This window comes from Paucibacter sp. JuS9, from assembly GCF_044043925.2.
Classification (GTDB): Bacteria; Pseudomonadota; Gammaproteobacteria; order Burkholderiales; family Burkholderiaceae_C; genus JAUASW01.
The window spans coordinates 212181-230573 of record NZ_CP194172.1; the positions used below are offsets into that span (position 1 = coordinate 212181).

Annotated in this window: 15 protein-coding genes; 8 read left to right on the plus strand and 7 right to left on the minus strand. The window is 66.1% G+C overall.

Annotation, left to right across the window (positions count from 1 at the left end; all coding sequences use genetic code 11):
• The first annotated feature begins 1 nt into the window (after window position 1).
• From aceK to menC, 7 genes are read left to right on the plus strand one after another with little or no spacing between them, the layout of a single operon-like run.
• The gene (aceK, locus tag ABT392_RS00885; RefSeq protein WP_395384358.1) at window positions 2-1813 is read left to right on the plus strand and encodes a bifunctional isocitrate dehydrogenase kinase/phosphatase; all 1812 of its coding nucleotides are present in this window, start codon (window positions 2-4) and stop codon (window positions 1811-1813) included.
• A 26-nt stretch (window positions 1814-1839) separates the two neighbouring features.
• A complete protein-coding gene (locus ABT392_RS00890) occupies window positions 1840-3018 on the plus strand; it encodes an acetyl-CoA C-acyltransferase (RefSeq protein WP_334279171.1) in 1179 nt (392 codons plus the stop codon).
• A 3-nt stretch (window positions 3019-3021) separates the two neighbouring features.
• A complete protein-coding gene (locus ABT392_RS00895) occupies window positions 3022-3687 on the plus strand; it encodes an SDR family oxidoreductase (RefSeq protein WP_395384357.1) in 666 nt (221 codons plus the stop codon).
• Window positions 3688-3696: 9 nt separating this feature from the next.
• Window positions 3697-4827: an acyl-CoA dehydrogenase family protein gene (locus ABT392_RS00900; protein WP_395384356.1), complete on the plus strand. Its 1131-nt coding sequence runs from the start codon at window positions 3697-3699 to the stop codon at window positions 4825-4827.
• A 14-nt stretch (window positions 4828-4841) separates the two neighbouring features.
• Window positions 4842-5204, plus strand: coding sequence for a GFA family protein (locus ABT392_RS00905; protein WP_334279168.1), 363 nt, complete (start codon window positions 4842-4844; stop codon window positions 5202-5204).
• A gap of 6 nt (window positions 5205-5210) precedes the next feature.
• A complete protein-coding gene (locus ABT392_RS00910; protein ID WP_334279167.1) occupies window positions 5211-5483 on the plus strand; it encodes a DUF2277 domain-containing protein in 273 nt (90 codons plus the stop codon).
• A complete protein-coding gene (gene menC / locus ABT392_RS00915; RefSeq protein WP_395384355.1) occupies window positions 5484-6620 on the plus strand; it encodes an o-succinylbenzoate synthase in 1137 nt (378 codons plus the stop codon). It begins immediately after the preceding gene.
• A gap of 396 nt (window positions 6621-7016) precedes the next feature.
• On the opposite strand, the gene ABT392_RS00920 is transcribed toward menC, so the two are convergent.
• On the minus strand, window positions 7017-7961 hold the full coding sequence (locus tag ABT392_RS00920) for a LysR family transcriptional regulator (protein ID WP_395384354.1): 945 nt from the start codon (window positions 7959-7961) through the stop codon (window positions 7017-7019).
• Window positions 7962-8028: 67 nt separating this feature from the next.
• On the opposite strand from ABT392_RS00920, the gene ABT392_RS00925 reads away from it, so the two are divergent.
• The gene (locus ABT392_RS00925) at window positions 8029-8958 is read left to right on the plus strand and encodes an alpha/beta hydrolase family protein (protein WP_334279164.1); all 930 of its coding nucleotides are present in this window, start codon (window positions 8029-8031) and stop codon (window positions 8956-8958) included.
• Window positions 8959-8971: 13 nt separating this feature from the next.
• On the opposite strand, the gene ABT392_RS00930 is transcribed toward ABT392_RS00925, so the two are convergent.
• The 6 genes from ABT392_RS00930 to ABT392_RS00955 form a co-directional block, all read right to left on the minus strand.
• Window positions 8972-9433: an MSHA biogenesis protein MshP gene (locus ABT392_RS00930; protein WP_334279163.1), complete on the minus strand. Its 462-nt coding sequence runs from the start codon at window positions 9431-9433 to the stop codon at window positions 8972-8974.
• Window positions 9430-10305: a type II secretion system protein J gene (locus ABT392_RS00935; protein WP_395384353.1), complete on the minus strand. Its 876-nt coding sequence runs from the start codon at window positions 10303-10305 to the stop codon at window positions 9430-9432. Before ABT392_RS00935 ends, ABT392_RS00930 begins: the two co-directional genes overlap by 4 nt.
• Window positions 10305-10790: a prepilin-type N-terminal cleavage/methylation domain-containing protein gene (locus ABT392_RS00940; RefSeq protein WP_334279161.1), complete on the minus strand. Its 486-nt coding sequence runs from the start codon at window positions 10788-10790 to the stop codon at window positions 10305-10307. The genes ABT392_RS00935 and ABT392_RS00940 overlap by 1 nt, the downstream gene beginning before the upstream one ends.
• Window positions 10780-11256, minus strand: a complete 477-nt coding sequence (locus ABT392_RS00945) for a pilus assembly FimT family protein (RefSeq protein WP_395384352.1) — start codon at window positions 11254-11256, stop codon at window positions 10780-10782. Before ABT392_RS00945 ends, ABT392_RS00940 begins: the two co-directional genes overlap by 11 nt.
• Entirely contained in the window at window positions 11237-14806 is a 3570-nt protein-coding gene (locus tag ABT392_RS00950) for a DUF6701 domain-containing protein (RefSeq protein WP_395384351.1), read from the minus strand. Before ABT392_RS00950 ends, ABT392_RS00945 begins: the two co-directional genes overlap by 20 nt.
• Before the next feature lie 93 nt (window positions 14807-14899).
• Window positions 14900-18355 (minus strand): DUF6701 domain-containing protein, encoded by a 3456-nt coding sequence (locus ABT392_RS00955; RefSeq protein WP_395384350.1) that lies wholly within the window; start codon window positions 18353-18355, stop codon window positions 14900-14902.
• Window positions 18356-18393: the final 38 nt, after the last annotated feature.

The window sequence follows — 18393 nt, forward strand, 5'->3', positions numbered from 1 at the left end:
CATGTTCCCGCAGAAGCTGACCGATGCCCGTGCGTTCCAGATTGCGAACGCCTTGCTCGGCGGCTTCAACAAGCATTACCGCCTGTTTCGCGCCACCACGGCCGAGGCCAAGCAGCGCTTCGAGCGGGCCGACTGGCATGGGCAGCAACGCGCTCAGGCCTTGCGCATCGAGTTCTACGACAAGCGGGTGGACGAAGGCATTGCGATGCTGGAAGAACAGTTCCAGATCGGCAGCCTGCCCATGGACGTGTGGCAGCAGGTCAAGCTGCACTACATCGGCCTCCTGACCAACCACCACCAGCCGGAGCTCGCCGAGACCTTCTTCAACTCGGTCTGCACGCGGGTGCTCCACCACAGCTACTTCCGCAACGATTTCATCTTTGTGCGGCCGGCCATTTCGACCGAGTACATCGAGAACGACGAGCCCGCCGCCAAGCCGACCTACCGCTGCTACTACCCCACGAAGGAGACGCTGCGCGAGACGATGATGCGAATCGTCACCAACTTCCAGCTCGATGTCGAATTCGAGGACCTGGGCCGCGACGTGGACTGTGTCCTGAACGCGGTGCAGCAGGAGCTGGGACTGTTCCGCTGGCGCACCAACTTCCAGATCCAGGTCTTGAGCTCCCTGTTCTATCGGAACAAGGGCGCCTATGTGGTTGGCAAGATCGTCAACGGCTTCACCGAGACGCCGTTTGCGCTGCCCATCCTGCACAACGAGCGCGGCTTGCTGGAGATCGACGCCGCGCTGTTCGGCGAAGACGAACTGCTGATGCTGTTCAGCTTCGCTCGCGCCTACTTCATGGTCGACATGGAAGTGCCCAGCGCTTTTGTAGCTTTCCTGCGCTCGATGATGCCGCGCAAGCCGCGCGCCGAGCTCTACAGCTCCATAGGCCTTCAGAAACACGGCAAGAACCTGTTCTACCGCGACTTCCTCTATCACCTGCGCCACTCGTCCGACAAGTTCCGCATCGCGCCAGGCATCCGGGGCATGGTGATGCTGGTGTTCGATCTGCCGAGCTACCCCTTTGTCTTCAAGCTGATCAAGGACTACTTCCCGCCGCAGAAGGACAACACCACGCGTGAGCTGATCCAGGGCAAGTACCTGCTGGTGAAGCAGCACGACCGCGTCGGGCGCATGGCCGACACGCTGGAGTTCAGCAATGTCGCCTTCCCGCGCTGGCGCTTCGAGGAAGAGCTGATCAAGGAGCTGAAGCTCTTCTGCCCGAGCCTCGTTGAGGAGCAGGGCGACGACCTGATCCTCAAGCACGTCTACATTGAGCGCCGCATGGTGCCGCTCAACATCTATCTGCAGGAAGCCACGCCGGCGCAGATGGAGCATGCGGTGGTCGAGTACGGCAATGCGATCAAGGACCTGGTGGCCGCCAATGTCTTCCCAGGCGACATGCTGTGGAAGAACTTCGGCGTGACCCGCCACGGCAAGGTCGTGTTCTACGACTACGACGAGATCGAGTACCTGACCGATTGCAACTTCCGCAAGGTGCCCGCGCCGCGCAATGAAGAGGAAGAGATGAGCGGCGAGGTCTGGTACCGCGTCGGCCCGCGCGATGTGTTCCCCGAGACCTTCGGCCCCTTCCTCCTGGGTCATCCGGGCGTGCGCGAGATCTTCATGAAGCACCACGCCGACTTGCTCGATGCCGCTTACTGGCAAGGCCACAAGGAGCGCATCGAGGCCGGCTATGTGCACGACGTCTTTCCCTACGAGGCGCACAAGCGCTTCCATGTCCAGCACGGCAGCAAGCTCCGCCCGGAGGTGGCGGAACCCGAGCACCGTGAACTTCCGATTCAGTAGTCATCAACGCTTTCAAGGAGAGCCTCATGTCTGATTCCATCGTTATCGTTTCCGCCGCACGGACGCCCATCGGTGGCCTGCTCGGCGACTTCGCCGGCCTGCAGGCCTGGGAACTGGCCGCTGTGGCCATCAAGGCCGCGGTCGAGCGGGCCGGCGTGCCCGGAGACGCCATCCAGGAGGCCTTCATCGGCAACTGCCTGATGGCCGGTCAGGGCCAGGCGCCCGCGCGGCAAGCCGTCTTGAAGGCCGGCCTGCCGCAGTCGGTGGGCGCGGTGACGCTCTCGAAGATGTGCGGCGCCGGCATGCGCGCCACCATGTTTGCCCACGACACCCTGAAGGCCGAAAGCGCTGACATCCTCATCGCTGGCGGCATGGAGTCGATGACCAATGCGCCGCACCTGATGTTCGCGCGCAAGGGCGTGAAGTACGGCGCCACGCAGATGTACGACCACATGGCCCTGGACGGCCTGGAAGACGCTTACGAGCGCGGCAAGGCCATGGGCGTGTTCGCCGAGCAATGCGTCGCCAAGTACGCCTTCACGCGTGAAGCGCAAGACGCCTTCGCCATCGCCTCGACCGAGCGCGCCAAGCGCGCCAACACCGATGGCAGCTTCGAATGGGAAATCGCGCCGGTGACCGTGTCGGGCCGCGGCGGCGACACCGTGTTCGACAAGGACGAGCAGCCGTTCAAGGCCAAGCTCGACAAGATCGCCGGCCTGAAGCCTGCGTTCAAGAAGGACGGCACGATCACCGCCGCCACCTCCTCGTCGATCTCCGACGGCGCCGCTGCGCTGGTACTGATGCGTGAATCCACCGCCGCCAAGCTGGGCCTCCAACCCGTCGCTCGCATTGTCGGCACCGCAGTCCACGCCAATGCGCCCGAGTGGTTCACCACCGCCCCGGTTGGCGCGATCAACAAGCTGCTGACGAAGAATGGCTGGGATGCCAAGAGCGTCGATCTGTGGGAAGTGAACGAAGCCTTTGCCGCCGTGACCATGGCGGCGATGGCCGAGTTCAAGCTGCCGCACGAGATCGTCAATGTGAACGGCGGCGCCTGTGCGCTGGGCCATCCGATCGGCGCTTCCGGCGCCCGCATCCTGGTCACGCTGATCGGCGCCCTGCGTCACCGCGGCCTGAAGCGTGGCGTGGCGGCCTTGTGCATCGGCGGTGGTGAAGCTACGGCCGTTGGCGTCGAGTTGATCTAAGAGATGCAGGTCCTCGTCATCGGGGCTTCGCGTGGCATCGGCCTGGAGTTCGTCCGCCAGTACCGGCAGTCGGGCGCCCAGGTTGTGGCCACGGCGCGCAGCGAGGAGGCACTCGCCACGCTGCGCGGCCTCGGTGCCACGGCGCTGAAGCTGGACGTTGCCGACACGGCCAGCGCCTCGGGCCTGGCCTGGCAGATCGATGGCCACGTCTTCGACCGCGTGATCATCAACGCCGGCATCCACGGCACGCGTACCAAGGGCCTGCAGACGCCGCCGCAAGACGAGTTCGACGCGGTGATGCGCACCAATGTGCTGGGCCCGATGCGCATCCTGCCGCAGCTCCCGGACTACATGGCGCCGGGCGCGCGGCTGGCGATCCTGTCTTCGCGCATGGGCTCGATGGCCTTGCGCGATTCCACGGCCAGCTGGCTTTACCGCGCCTCCAAGGCGGGGGTGAATTCGGTGCTGCGCGACGCATCGCTGGCGCTCCAGGGCCGCGTCATCTGTGTGGCCTTTCATCCAGGCTGGGTGAAGACGGACATGGGCGGCAGCGGCGCCGACCTGACTGTCGACGAGAGTGTGGCCGGCATGCGCGGGCAGCTCTCGCAACTCACCGCCGCAGACAACGGCGCCTTCCTCAACTACGACGGCCAACCGCTGGCCTGGTGAGACAACAAGATGATCCTCAGTGAAGACCACCGCGCCGTACAAGATGCCGTGCGCGCATTCGTGCAAGACCAGATCGCGCCCAAGGCGGCCGAGTGGGACAAGAACCGCCACTTCCCAGCCGCCGAGCTGAAAGGCCTGGCCGAGCTCGGTTGCTACGGCGTGGCCGTGCCGAGCGAGTACGACGGCGCGGGCCTGGACTATCTGGCACTCAGCATCATCCTGGAAGAGATCGGCGCCGGTGACGGCGCCACGTCCACGGTCGTCAGCGTCAACAACTGCCCCTGCTGCTCGATCATGATGGCCTTCGGCAACGAGCAGCAAAAGCAGCAGTTCCTGAAGCCGCTGGCGCGGGGTGACATGCTGGGCGCCTTCTGCCTGACCGAGCCGCATGTCGGCTCGGAAGCGGGCGGGCTCAAGACCACCGCCGTCCGCGATGGCGACGACTACGTGATCAACGGCGTCAAGCAATTCATCACCAGCGGCAAGAACGGCGACCTGGCCATCGTGATGGCCGTGACCGACAAGGCGGCCGGCAAGAAGGGCATCTCCGCCTTCCTGGTGCCCACCAAGACGCCGGGCTACACGGTCGCGCGCATCGAAGACAAGATGGGCCAGCATGCCAGCGACACGGCGCAGGTCCTGTTCGAGAACTGCTGCATTCCGGCGAGCTATCGGCTCGGCGAAGAGGGGCAGGGGCTGAAGATCGCGCTGTCGGGCCTGGAAGGCGGCCGCATCGGCATCGCCTCGCAATCGGTGGGCATGGCGCGTGCGGCTTTCGAGGCGGCGCTGAAGTACAGCAAGGAGCGCGTGGCCTTTGGCGTGCCGATCTTCGAACATCAGGCGATGAGCCACAAGCTGGCCGACATGGCCACGCAGATCGAGGCCGCGCGCCAGCTGATCTGGCATGCCGCCAGCCTGAAGGACGCCGGCCTGCCCTGCCTGAAAGAGGCAGCCATGGCCAAACTCTTCGCGTCAGAGATGGCCGAGAAGGTCTGCTCGGCGGCGATCCAGATCCATGGCGGCTACGGCTATGTCAGCGACTTCCCCGTCGAGCGCATCTACCGCGATGTGCGCGTGACGCAAATCTACGAAGGCACCTCTGAAGTTCAGAAGATACTCATCGGACGCGCCTTGATCTGAAGAGGAGTTGAGTGATGCTGAAAGCGACCTGCCATTGCGGATCCGTTCACCTGAGCATCCCGCGCAAGCCGCGCAGCCTCACCAACTGCAATTGCTCGATCTGCCGGCGCTACGGCACGCTGTGGGCCTACTTCCAATTGAGCGAAGTGAAGGTCGAGGCGGAACCCGGCGTCTTGCAGAGCTACCAATGGGGCGACCGCATGCTTGACTTCATGCGCTGCGGCCGCTGCGGTTGCATCGTGCAGTGGCGGCCGGTCGCGCCGACAGACAAGAGCCGTACTGGCATCAATGCGCGCATGTTCGAGCCCGAAGTTCTGGGCGATGTGAAGATCCGCCGGCTCGATGGCGCGAAGAGCTGGAAAGTCCTGAAGGATTGATCGAGCATGTGCCGCAATATCAAGACCCTTTTCAACTTCCAGCCGCCGGCCACCGAGCTTGAGATACGCGATGCCTCCTTGCAGTTCGTACGCAAGCTGAGCGGCTTCAATGTGCCTTCCAAGGCCAATGAAGAAGCCTTCAATCGCGCGGTGGAAGAGGTGGCCCGCTCGGCACGCGCCTTGATCGGCGGACTGGTCACGACGGCCGAGCCCAAGGATCGCGAGATCGAAGCGGCGAAGGCCCGTCAACGCAACCTCGAACGTTTTGGCAGCCGCTGAATGAACAAACTCACCCCTGCTGAATTGGCGCTGCTGCCCAAGCTCGATCGCATCGAGCTGATCACGGTCCGCCTGCCTTTCGTCCAGCCCTTCGCCACCAGCGTGCACAGCTGGGCGGTCAAGGAGGCCTTGCTCTTGCGGATTGAATCCGGTGGCGTCGTGGGCTGGGGCGAATGCGTGGCCGACCCGGACCCGTATTACTCGTACGAGACGACGCAGACGGCCCGCCACATCTTCAAGGACTTCCTCTTGCCGCAGGTCGAAGCGGGCATCAGCTTTGCCGAACTTGGCGAGCGGCTGCGCCCCGTGCGCGGCCATGGCATGGCCAAGGCGATGCTGGAGAACGCGCTCCTGGACCTGGTGGCACGCCAGCGCGGTGTGCCTCTGCATGAGCTGCTGGGCTGGCCGGGCCGGCGCATCCAGTCGGGCATCAGCATCGGCATCAAGGACTCGATTCCAGAGTTGCTGAGTGCAGTGGAGGAGGCCTTGCGTCGGCCCTACCACCGCATCAAGGTCAAGATCATGCGCGGCAAGGACGTGGCGTGGCTGCGTGCCTTGCGCGCGGAGTTCCCGCAGATCGCCTTGATGGCCGATGCCAATGGCGACTACCGCATCGAAGACGCGCCGCTTCTGCGCGAGCTCGACGCGTTCAATCTCACGATGATCGAGCAGCCGCTGTCCTACAGCGACATCGTTCAGCACGCCGCGCTGCAGCGGGAGCTGGCCACATCGCTGTGCCTGGATGAATCGATCCACGATCTCGACGATGCCCGCGCGGCGCTGTCGCTCGATGCCTGCCGCATCATCAACATCAAGCAGGGTCGCGTCGGTGGATTGCTTGAGTCGCTGCGCATCGCGGCCTTCTGCCATGAGCGGGGCGTGGGCGTCTGGTCAGGCGGCATGGATGAAACAGGCATAGGCCGCGCCTTCAACCTGCACCTGCAGGCCGCAGCCGGCTTCACGCTTCCGGGTGACACCTCTGAAACCTCGCGCTACTTTGCCGAAGACATCGTCGCGCCCGGCGTGGTGCTGGCAGACGACGGATTCATCGAGATGCCCACGGGCCCCGGCATCGGTGTGCAGGTGCTGGAGGATCGCGTCAAACGCTACGAGTTGGAGCGCGAGCGGCTTTCTTGAGGTCCATCGGCGATTTCCGGGGGCGTCTCTTGACGGCACATTGCTGCCATTCGTTTTCTTGTTCCTCTGTTGGTCGAAGATCAGGTCGGCAGTGGGTTCCCCTGCGCTCGTGTCCCCCGGCCCTGGCTGCGCCAGGCCCTCCTTTACCTCGCTTCGGGAAACCCACTGCCGACCTGATCCGCACCACTGTGGCCTTCGCCTGGTGGCATGCGCAGGTTCGGCCGAGGGTGTCGGGTGAGGGTTTGGGCGAGGTAAAGGAGGAGGATCGGGCGAAGCCCGGTCCGGGGGACAGGAGCACAAGCCCTCACCCGATGGCCTCGGCAGCGCGAACGAGCTTCAACGCGAACGGCTGCTACGTGCCGGCTGGAGTCGTCACCGCAGGTCGATGAAGAACCTCTATTCGGCCCTGGCCTGAGGCTGGCCCAGCTCGGCGCGCACAAAGGCGACGAAGGCCCGTGCCGTCTCCGAGCCGGCGGGCACCGGCAAGGTCAGCGCCTGCACCCATTCACCCTCGGCGACCACCATGCGCCAGCCCGGCAGCAGGTCGGCAAGCGCATCGCCAGGCGGCACACAGAAGTCCGGTGCCATCACCACGCCGCCGCCGGCACGTGCCATCGCCAGCATCGATTCCATGTCGCCACCCCAGGCGCTGGCTTGCAACATCAGTGATTCGCGCCTTGCCGGCGGCCCGTCGCTGAGCCAGTGGCTGGTCAGCGGCTCCTCATGCTGGCCCAGCAGCAGCAGGCGCTGGTCGGCGAGGGCTTGAAGATCCGCTAGCGGCGGGCCCAGGCCATAGGCCCGCACCGCGAATGGCCGGACCGGCTGTGCTACGCAATCCTCCGGTGGCCGGGCGGTGATGCGGAAGGCCAGGTCCAGGCCTTCACGCAACAGGTCGACGCGCCGGTCGGTGAAGAAAAGTTCATAGCGCAGCGCGGGATGCAGAGCCTGGAAGCGCGCCAGCAAGGGCGCCAGCACATGGCGGCCGAAGCTCGGCGTGGCGCTGATGCGCAAGGTGCCGCCGAGCTGGTCGCGCTGGCTGCGCAAGGCCAGGCGGGCGCCTTCGGCCGCCTCGCGCACCAGCTTGGCGCGGGCATGCAGGCGCCGGCCGGCCTCGGTCAGGCCGAGGCTGCGGGTGCTGCGGGCAAACAGCGCCAGGCCGACCGCCTCTTCGATGGCAGCGATGCGCCGGCTCACCGCGGCGCGGGTCAAGCCGAGCTCGCGAGCCGCCGCGGCAAAGCTGCCGGCCGCGGCGATCCGGGCAAAAAGCTCTAGCGCATTGGCGTCCAACGCAGCCTCGGCCACGGTGCGGCGGTAGCGGGAGGGTGCGGTCTTTGTCGCCATTTTGGAACCAATGTGTCGATGAATTGCAGTCTAGTGCCTTCCCGGTTGCCAATCTAGACTTTGCTCCATGAACAAGAGCACCTGCTTCACGACCCGAGACACCCGGCTGCGCTGCAGCGACGGCCGCCTGCTTGCCGCCACCTGGCACGAGCCCGCCGGCCCGGCCCGGGCGGTGGCGGTGGTCAGCCCGGCCACGGCCGTGGCGCGCGGCTTCTATCGCGGCTTTGCAGAATGGCTGGCGGGGCGCGGCTATGCCGTCCTGAGCTACGACTACCGCGGCATTGGCGACTCACGGGCGCAGGCGCTTCAGCAGGAGGAGGCGAGGCTGCGCGACTGGGCGCAGCTGGACATGGGGGCGGCGCTGCATGCTGCGCAGCGCCGCCGCCTGTTCGAACAGCAGAACCAGGGCGAGGCGCTGGGCCTCTTGTGGATAGGTCACAGCTTCGGCGGCAATGCGGTCGGCATGACGCCGGGCTATGAACGAGCCGACGCCTTGCTGGGCGTGGCAGCGCAGGCGGCGGACTGGCGTTTCTGGTCGGGCCTGGACAAGTTCAAGGCCTGGCTGTTCTTCCATACGATGCTGCCCATTGCCAGCCATGTCTTCGGCCATGCGCCGGGCTGGCTGCTCGGTTCGCGGGCCCAGGGCCTGCCCAAGGGCGCGGCGCTGGAGTGGGCGGCCTGGGGGCGCCGGCGTGGCTTCATGTTCACCGACCCGAGCCTGCAGGGCCACCTGGCCTATGACCGCTTCGAGGGGCCGGTGCATCTCTGGAACATCACGGACGACCATGTGTTCGGCCCGGCACCGGCTGTCGATGAACTGGCCCGCCAGTTCAGCGCCGCGCAAGTGCAGCGCCACACGCTGGACCCGCAGGCTGTGGGCCTGCATCAGATCGGCCATTTCGCGATGTTCCGCCGCGAGCTGGGCGCGCGCTTGTGGCCGCTGTTGCTGGCGCCAGTGGAGGCATCAACGCCCTTGTTGCGGGCCCGGCTCTCGTGATGGGTCGGGCCGCTCAGGAACTGCTGGCCTGCACGACCTTGCGCCGCTCCACATAGCCGGGAGAAAGCGCGCGCGTGTTGTCTGGGCAGGCCGTGGAGTTGCAGGCCACGGCATCGATGGTGTAGATACGCACCGTATTGCTGGTGCCCGGGCTGGCCGGGTTCTCGCCCTCGTTGTAGAGCGTGGAGTTGCAGGTGACGGTGACTCGCGTACCGAGCGTGCTGCTGAGGTCCAGGGTCTGGCTGGCGCCGGCGCAGGTGGTCCAGGAGCCGGTGGCGTTGAGCGCTTGAGCGAGGCCCCACTGGGTGCCGGCCTGCGCTGCCTGCAGCGCGCGTGCTGCCATCACGTCCATGGCGCTGGCCTGAGCCGCGCTGCTGCCCAGCCGGACGATGGCGGCCGCCAGGCCGGCCAGCACGACGAGGATGATCAGCACGGCCACGGCGCCCAGGCCCTGTTGCGATTGCTTGTTGCTCATGGTGCGTTCACCACATGGGCACCGCCGGTGACGGTGGCGCTTTCGCCGTTGCGGGTGAGCTGGAACTGCGCCCACACATAGCCGAACTGGGCCGAAGCGCCGGGGTTGGGGTCATACACGAAGCTGCAGCTGCTCAGGCCGCTGGCCACCTTGCTGGCGGTGGCGACGCTCGGGCAGGACGAGGGATACGCGGCGTTGAAGCCGTAATTCGATAGCCGCCACAGCGAACCGCCATTGCAGACATAGAACACCGCCTTCTCGGAGGCCGAGACGATGCTGAAGCGTCCGCTCGCAAAGCCGGGTGGGAACTGCGTTGCCGGGATTGTCAGTCGGTGCTTGCCCTGCGTGGCCGCCGGCGTGCTGAGGGCTGTGATGGCAGCGCGGTTGACGCCGCTGTACACATCATTGCCATTCTGGTTGCCGACCACCAGGTAGTCGCCCACGGCCGGCAGGCTGGTGAACGGCGTCAGCACGTCCAGCGTCGTGCTGGGTTGGCTGGGGTCCAGTGGCGCGGCGCAAGTGGCCCCGGGGGTGCAGCCCACGCCGCTGTCGTTGACCAGGTCGGGCCCCATGCGCAGGCGGCCACCGCCGGTGCTGGGCACCAGCTCCAGGCATTGGTCGTTGGGAATGCGGACCGAGTTCGGCACCGCCGAGCGCACATCACGCAAGAGGCGGCGCAGGGCGGTATCGGCGTCGTCGGACAGTGCCGCGCGCGTGCTGCTGCTCAGGTAGATGTCAAGTGCCGGGCGCAGGAAGAGGGCGAGGCTCACCGCCAGCACGCCGGTGATCACGATGACGATCACCATTTCCACCAGCGTGAAGCCGGCGCTGCCATTCACTGAGCCTGCTTGGCGCATCACATGCTTGCTCATCAGGTGTAGAAGGTCCGGTAGCCCTGCAGCACAAAGCTCTGCCCGCTCTGGCTGACGGTGATGGTGATCTGCAAGGTATTGGCCAGGCCCTGCCAGGTGACGGACTGCACCGAGATGCTGACCGAGTAGCCGTTCAGCGAGTCGATCGTCGAGCCGTCGATGGCGCAAATCTTGTTGCTCGTGGCGTAGCCGTTGTAGTCGCGCACGTCATTGAAGGTGTTGCGCGCGCAGGCCGCGGGCGCCGCATTGGCGGTGACCGCATAGGGCCGCAACTGGATCTCCTCCATCAGCTCCTCGGCCACCGACAGCATCTGCTTTTGCAGCACCGGGTCGGCGGAGCCGCGGCCCACCGTGGAGAAGGCGACCAGCACGCCGGCCAGGCCAACGCCCACCACCACGATCACCAGCAGCATCTCCGGCAGCGTGAAGCCGCTGCTGCGCCCTGGTGAACCGGGTGAACCGCACGCGCGCCTGCTATTCCACATGGCCGGTCTCTCCCACGACGTTGACACTGGCCTGGCCTGTGATGGCGATGGTGAAGTTGCTGGCGGTGCTGCCGGCGCCGTCGCTCGTGACCCGGCCGGAAGGCTGGAAATAGAGGATGGCGCTGGAGGTGCCGGGCGCGTTGCTGCTGCGGGCGAAGGCGGTGTCGCCGTCGTAGCCGCGCAGCGTGCTGCTGCAGGCGCTGGCCGGATTGCTGCCGGCAATCGTCAGGGTGACCGTGCCGGTGCTGACGCTCGCGCAGACCAGGCGCCGCGCGGCCACTGCCGTGTGGTGCGCATGGCGCAGCGAGCTGGCCACGTCCTGATGCCAGGCTTCGCCCGCCACGTCCATGGTGCCCAGGCGCGGCATGGCCACCACGGCCATCACGCCGACGATGATCAGCACCAGCACCAGCTCGCCAATCGTGAAGCCGCGGGCGCGCGCTCTGCTAGAAGATTTCGCGCACATGGAGGTTCTTGCGTATCTCGGGCGAGAAGATGCCGAAGCTGGCGCGGGCACTCGGGTCGCGGTCCCAGGCGCTGCCGCAGCCGCCGGCACTGCCGTATTGCGAGCGCAGCCAGGTCAGGTTGGCGCCGGTGCTGGCGGGGCGTGCCACGCTGGAGCACGCCGAGTCGGCGGTGCTGCTGCCGAGGTTGATGGCCAGGTCCAGGCTGCCGGCTGCGGCCGGGCTGGCTGCAGACAGGGTCAAGCTGCCGCCGCCCGAGGCGATGGCGATTGCCGATGCGCTGTTGTTCATCGCGCCGCTCGTGGCACCGCTGGGCGTCAGCGGATTGAAGCGCGCGATGGCTGCAGCGGGAATGCTGGTGCAGCTGTCCTGCGCATTCTTGATCCAGCTCTTGCCGCTCCAGTACTGGGCCTCCACGGCAAGGGCCAGCGCCGTGGCGTGCGGGCCGAAGGCATTGGAGATGCGCAGGCGGCCGCTGCGCAGCGGCATGCTGCCTTCGGAGAAGCCCAGCGAGCTGACGCCATCGCTGTCGGTCGTGCGCACGACCAGGCTTGCCGGCGCGCCCAGCTTGCTGGTGTAGGTGTAGGCGGGCGTGTTGACCGTGGCCAGGCCCAGCACGAAGTTGCCCAAGGGGACGATGGCCGTGCTGCCGAAGCTGCCCAGGCCCAGCGCCGTGCCATCGCTGAGCGTGTGCACCTTGGCATAGGCAGGGCTCAGCCGGCTGCCGCCGTCGTAGTTGACGGTCGTCATGTTGATCGCATTGCGCGCCGCCAGGGCCACGGTGAAAGGCTGGCCTGCGTAGCTGAAGGACGGGCCGCAGGCCGGCGTCACCGTGACGTCGAAATGGTCAGGCGTGAATGGCCCCACGGCGCCGGCGCTGCCGGTGCTGCCCGTGGCTGAGAAGCCGCTGCCCAGGTAGTTGTTCAGCGTGGCCGTCAGGTCGATCTTGCCGACCTCGGTCCAGGCGAGATTGCTGGCGGTGGCACTGCCGGCGCTGAAGCTGCCCAGGCTGCCGGCGAAGATGCCGTCGCTGACGCCACTGCCGGTCGGCAGGACGCGTGAATGCGTCAAGCTGGGCGCGGCCGGGCTGCTTTCCCTGCCGAAGTTGGCCATGGCTGTGCCGGCGTTATTGCGCGCCGTCAGCGTGGCCGAGAAGTTGCGGCCGGCCTTGATCGGTGCGGCGGTGATGGCGCTGAAAGCGAAGTCCTTGGGCGCGGCGATGAAGCTGTCGCTGCCGCTCATCGCCAGGCCCGCATCGCTGCCGCTGCCGGTGTAGCTGGCCGTCAGTGTCATCTGGCCTGCATCGGCATACAGGAGGCTGAAGCTGGCGACGCCGCTGGCATTGAAGCTGAGGCTCGTGGTCTGGCCCGTCGCGTCGCAGGCTGCAGCCATGCTGTTGCTGCTGTTCAAAGCCTTGCCGGCAACGCGAGCGGGCACGAAGCCACTGCCGGGATTGCCGTAGCCGCAAGTGAACTTGATGTTCTTGCTGACGCTGGCAAAGGCCGGCGTGCATGCCAGGCTGGAGTCGGATTTGCGCACGGCGCTGATGCTAACCGTCTGCGAGTTCTCTGCGACATGGTTTGGCACATCGAAGATGAAGCCGGAATCGACGGCACTGAAGGTGCAGGAGGGGCTGCCGAAGTTGCAGCTGGTGGCCGCGGCGGCTGTTGGCGTGCTGGTGCTGGCACCGAGCAGGGCAGATCCGACCGTGGTCATCTGCATGGCCACGGTGGTCGAGCTGGCGCCGGAACCGATCGTGAAGCCGCTGCCCGAAGGCCAGGTCACGGTCGCGCCGCTGCCCGCGCTCAAGGATCCGCTGACACCGTCGGTATAGAGCGTGCTGCAGCTCGCGTCCTGGCAGGCCAGCACGGTGATCGAGGTCGGCGAGCAGGTGATGCCGCTGCCGCTTGCATGTTGAAGCTCCAGGTGATGCAGGCTGGTCGGCGTGGAGCCGCCGCAACTGGATGGGGCTGTCTTCAGCGGCGCTGTGTCGCTGCGCGTCGGATTGCCAGGCACGGTGTAGGCCACGTCGCAGATGCCATTGGCATTCGCGTCCACGCAGGTTTCGGAGTAGCCGGTGCTGCCGCTGGTGCTGCCCCAGAAGTTGCCGACGCCGCTCACCGTGTAGCTCGAATTCTGGTCACGGTTGTACGCGTCGTCGCTGCCGGTGCTGGCGTAGAAGCAGTTGCCCGAGATCAGGGTGCCGGTCCATTCCTGAGCGTCGAGCAGGCGCAGCGCATTGTTGCCATTGCTGCGCGAATGGTTGTTGCTGACAACGCCGCTGCCGCCGCCGGCTTCGATATAGATGCCGTGGCCGCCGGCACTGAGGACCTTGTTGTTCGTGACCTGCCAGGCGCCCCAGGTCTTGCTGGCGCGGATGCCATGGTGGCTGGAGCCCGAACCGGCCGTGATCTCGGTCTTGTCGACCGTGAAGGTGCCGGCATTGCCGGTCAGGAAGATGCCGGTAGCGCCGGCCTGGATCTTGTTCTTGCTGAGCGTGCCGACCTTGATCCTGGCGTTCTGCGAGCCGTTGAGATAGATGCCTTCCTTTTCGGAGGTGATGTCCAGGTCTTCCAGCGTGGGAGCGTCGCCACCATTCACCCGGATCGCGCCGCCATGCGAGGCGCTGATGGAGACCCGCTTGATTTCCCAGGCTCCCCAGACATTGCTCTGCACCTGGATTGCGTTGTCATTGGCACTGTCGGTGCCGCCGGAGAGCGTGGTGTCGTGGACCTTGAAGGTGCCGGTGTCGCCGATGTAGTGCAGGCCATCGTTGCCGGCGCTGATCGTGTTGCGCGCCAGCGTCTGCACCTGCAGCGTGGAGTTCTGCGAGTCTTCCAGGTAGATGCCGTGCGAACCCGCATTGATCACGATGTCGGTGAATACCGGGCTGGACCAGCGCGCCTTCACATGGATGCCATGGGTCTTGGCGCTGGTGACGGTGATGCGGCTGAAGGTAACGGTGTCGCCACTGCCGCTGGCATCAATGCCCATGCCCTTGGCCGAGGTGATGGTGACCTGGCTCAGCATCAGGGCGGGCGAGTAACCGCTGAATTTGATGCCGTCCCCCTGCGCATCGATCTTCAAGTTCTGGCCAGTGAAGTTGCCAGCATCGGTGCCCGATATCGCGACGCAGTTGCCGTTGGGGCCCAGCAGGTCCAGGCCCTTGAGCGTCACATTGTTCTTGCTGACCGTGATCAGCTTGTTGCCGGTGCAGTTGCCCGGCCAGATCTTGACGTCGAGTGCGCCGCTGGCCGACTGCATCGTCAGGCCTGCGTGGCCGGTGCCAGTGATGTCGAGATTGTTCTCGGCATAGGTGCCGGCGCAGATATTGATCGTGTGATTGCTTCCCGAGCCGCCTGCCGCCGCCAGTGCTGCGGAGATGCTGCTGTGCGTAGGGCTTGTGCACGATGCGCTGGCGGTGCCCACCTTGTACGTCGTTGCCCAGGCGGGCATCGCCAATGTCAGCAGCGCCAGCATGCCGATGCGGGCGCGCTGGCGAGGAGGGCGGGCGGCGGAGCTTGCGCTTGCTGCAACCTGTCGGGCTTGCATGGTGCCGATCATGTCAAATCGGCGGCGTTTTGTGCGAGTTGCGAGCATGCCTGGCGCAACTCGCCGGCATTTGTTCTCGCCGCCACGGTGGCTTCAGAACAGTTCGCGCGTGTGCAGGTTCTTGCGGGTTTCGGGCGAGAAGATGCCGAAGCTGGCGCGGGCGCTCGGGTCGCGGTCCCAGGCGCTGCCGCAGCCGCCGGCGCTGCCGTATTGCGAGCGCAGCCAGGGACGGGCGGCGGCAGTACTGGGATTGCGTGAAATGCTGGAGCATGCCTGGTCGGCTGTGGCATTGCCCAAGTTGATGGCCACGTCCAGGCTGCCTGCAGCGGCGGGGCTGGCCGCTGACAGCGTGAGCGTGCCGGCGCCCGCAGCAATCGTGACAGCAGAGGCCGTATTGTTCATCGCGGTACTGACGGTGCCGGTCGGCGTCAGCGGATTGAAGCGCGCAATGGCGGATGCCGGGATGACGGTGCAACTGTCCTGCGCGTTCTTGATCCAGCTCTTGCCGGTCCAGTACTGCGCCTCGACGGCGAGACCCAGGGGGCTGCTCTTTGAACCAAAGCCGTTGGACAAGCGCAGGCGGCCGCTGCGCAGCAGCGTCGTGCCTTCGGTCCCGGCACCGGCCGAACTGACGCCGTCGGTGTCGGTGGCGCGAAGCTTCAATGTGTTGGCGCCGGTCTGCTTGACCGAGTAGCTGTAGGTCGGCGACGTGGTCGTGGCCACGCCCAGCGAGAAACTTCCCTGGGCTATCAGGTTGCCGCTGAAAGTGCCCAGGCCCAGGCTGGGGCTGCCGCCATCACTGAGCGTCACATTGCGCGCGAAAAAGGGCGCCAGCGATACGCCGTCGTAGTTGCTCGTCTGCGCGCCGGCCTTGTTCCGGGCCACCACCTTCACCGTGAAGGGCTGGCCTGAGTAGCTGAAGCTGCCGCTGCAGCCTTGCGTCACCGTCACATCGAAATGATCGGGAATGAAACGCAAGGCCCCGGTGCTGCCGTTGATCGACAGCGTGCTGCCAAGATAGTTGGGCTGGCTGATGGTCCAGCGGCCTTCACCGACCTCGGTCCAGCTCAGGCTGGTCGTGCTGGCACTGCCGTTGCTGAAACTGCCCAGCGTGCCTGTGGCGGTGCCGACGACGGCGCCGGGTCCTGTGGGTGCGGTGTGGGTCCAGCCAAAAGTCGGCAGCGCCGCAGGCGCCTCGGCGCCAAAGCCAGGCGTGGTCATGTTGATGCTGTTGATCGCGGTGATCGTGGCTGGATAGGACTCACCCGCCTTCAGCAGGCTGCTGGCCGGCAGCCCGCTGAACACGAAGCTCGCCGGCGCGGCGACGAAATCGTCGGTGCCGTTCAGCACCAGGCCTGCGTCGCCGGTGGCGGCTGAGCCTGTGTAGCTGGCCGAGAGGCTGAGCTTGCCGGCATCGGCGTATTGCACGATGACCGAAGCCGCGCCGGAACTGTCGAAATCGAGATTGACCGTCTGGCCTGTGCCATCGCAGGCAGCGCTCGCGCTGTTCGATGCATTGAGTGCTTTGCCGCCTACGCGAACCGGCATCGTGCCCGTGCCCGGATTGGCATGCGCACAGGCAAAGCGCACGGCCTTGGTCTTGCTGGCGAGGGCCGTGACGCAGCTGCCGCCGGCGCTGGTCAGCGCAGAGATGCTGACCGTCTGCGGCGTTTCGGACACATGGTCGGGCACATCGAACACGAAGCCCGCATTGGCCACCGTGAAGCGGCAGCTCGGCGATCCGAAATTGCAAGTGGGCGTGCTGGTGGTCGGGCTGGGCGACAGGCCGCCGACGCTGATGTCGACGAAACCGGCGGTGCCGATGCTGAAGCTCTTGCTGACCGAGCTGCTGCCGCTGGGAATTGCAAAACTGGCGCCGCTGCCATTGCCGGTGCTGCCGTCCCAGCTCACTGCGGGCGTGCCGGTAGCGGTCAGCGTGCCGGCAAAGCCGCCGGTGAACAGGCTGGAGCAACTGGCATTGGCGCAGGCGCGCAGGGTCAGGGTGGAGGGCGCGCAGGTCAGGCCGTTGGCGCCGGCGTACTGGATCTCCAGATGGTCCACCACATAGCTGGGGCAGCTGTGCGTGCTGGCCATGGCGACGCTGACCTGGGTGCTGGTCAGCACATAGTTGTAGACCTGCAGCTCGTCGATCAGGCCGTTGGCCGAGTTCACGCTGCCGTTGCTTTCTGCCACGCCCAGCGGGTTGTCGCCGACATGCAGCTGGCCCACGCCGGTGCTGACGGTGCCCGAGGAAGTGAAGGCGCTGGCCGTCGGCGTGGCGCCATTGACGAACACCTGCAGCTTGTCCTGGTTGCTGCCGGCAGCACCGTTGAAGTCCCAGCTGACCGCGACATGCACCCAGGTTCCGGCCGCAAAGGCGTTGGCCCCGGTGGTGACCGAACGGCTGGCGCCGGTGCTGTCCTTGACCGTGAAGACCAGGGCGCCGGAGGCCTTCCTGGTCAGGTAGAACCATTCGCCACCCACACCCGAGGCATCGAGCAGTTGCGCGTCGACGACGCCGCTGCCGCTCCAGGCGGTGCTGGACTTGTACCAGAAGGCAATCGTGCCGGTGCCCTGCAGATTGAGCCCGCCGGTGGAGATGTTGACGCCGGTGCGCACGGCATCCACTTGGCCGGCACTGGTGTTGAGTGGAATGCTGGCGGCGCGGCAGACCTTGCCGCTGGCCGCGGTCTGCGCCAGGCCCAGTGCGGTCCCGGGGTGGCCGCCGGGCGTGCTGGAGTCGGCCACCTGGTTGCTGACTCCTGGAGCCCAGGCCGCCTCGTCGAAGTAGTAGGCGGCGCTAGGCCTGGGCAGGAAGAACTTGATCGCCGTGTTGGGCGCAGGCTCGGTCGCGGCGCCGAAGGCCAGCACCTGGTAATCGGTGGTGCTCAGCTGCCAGCCGATCTGGGCTGTGCCGGTACCGCCGTGGCTGATCGCGCCGTACTGGTAGACGAAGCTGCCGTCCTCATTGAGGATGACTTGCAGGTCGAAGCTGCCGCTGGTGTTGCCGGCGTTGACCCATTCGGGCACGTTCTTCCAGGTCACCACGAACTGGCGCGAGGGCGCCGTCCCGAGCGTGGCCACCGAGACATAGCAGGTCGCGCTGCTGGTGCAGGGCGTCTTGTTGGCCGCCGACGGGTAGTTGGGCTTGTCGACCAGGTTGGTGTGGTCGAGGTCGACGCCGAACACCTTCATGGTGTTGTTGACCGTCGAACTGGGATAGACGTTGGTGTAGGTCTGTGGCGGGCCGATGCTCTGCGTACCCGCGCCGCAGCTGGTGTTCCCGAACTGCAGCCGTCCATTGCTGTTGATGTACAGCGAGGTGTAGTCGGTTGCGCCGAAACGGAAAGTGAAGCCTATCGGTATCAGCGTGCTCAGCGTGTCGTCCAGCACCGGCGGCGTCGAAGTGCAGCCGGTGGTGAACTTGTGAGGCGTGGTGGCGTAGCCGACCTTGCTGTGGCTGCTGGAGTCGATCCAGTTGAAGGTCGCCGAAGCGCTGAAATAGGTCTGCGCGGCGGCGGGCCCCAGGGCTGCGACGCCCAGGAGCAAGGCTGCTGCGACGCGTCGCAGCAGCCCGTGTCGACGCA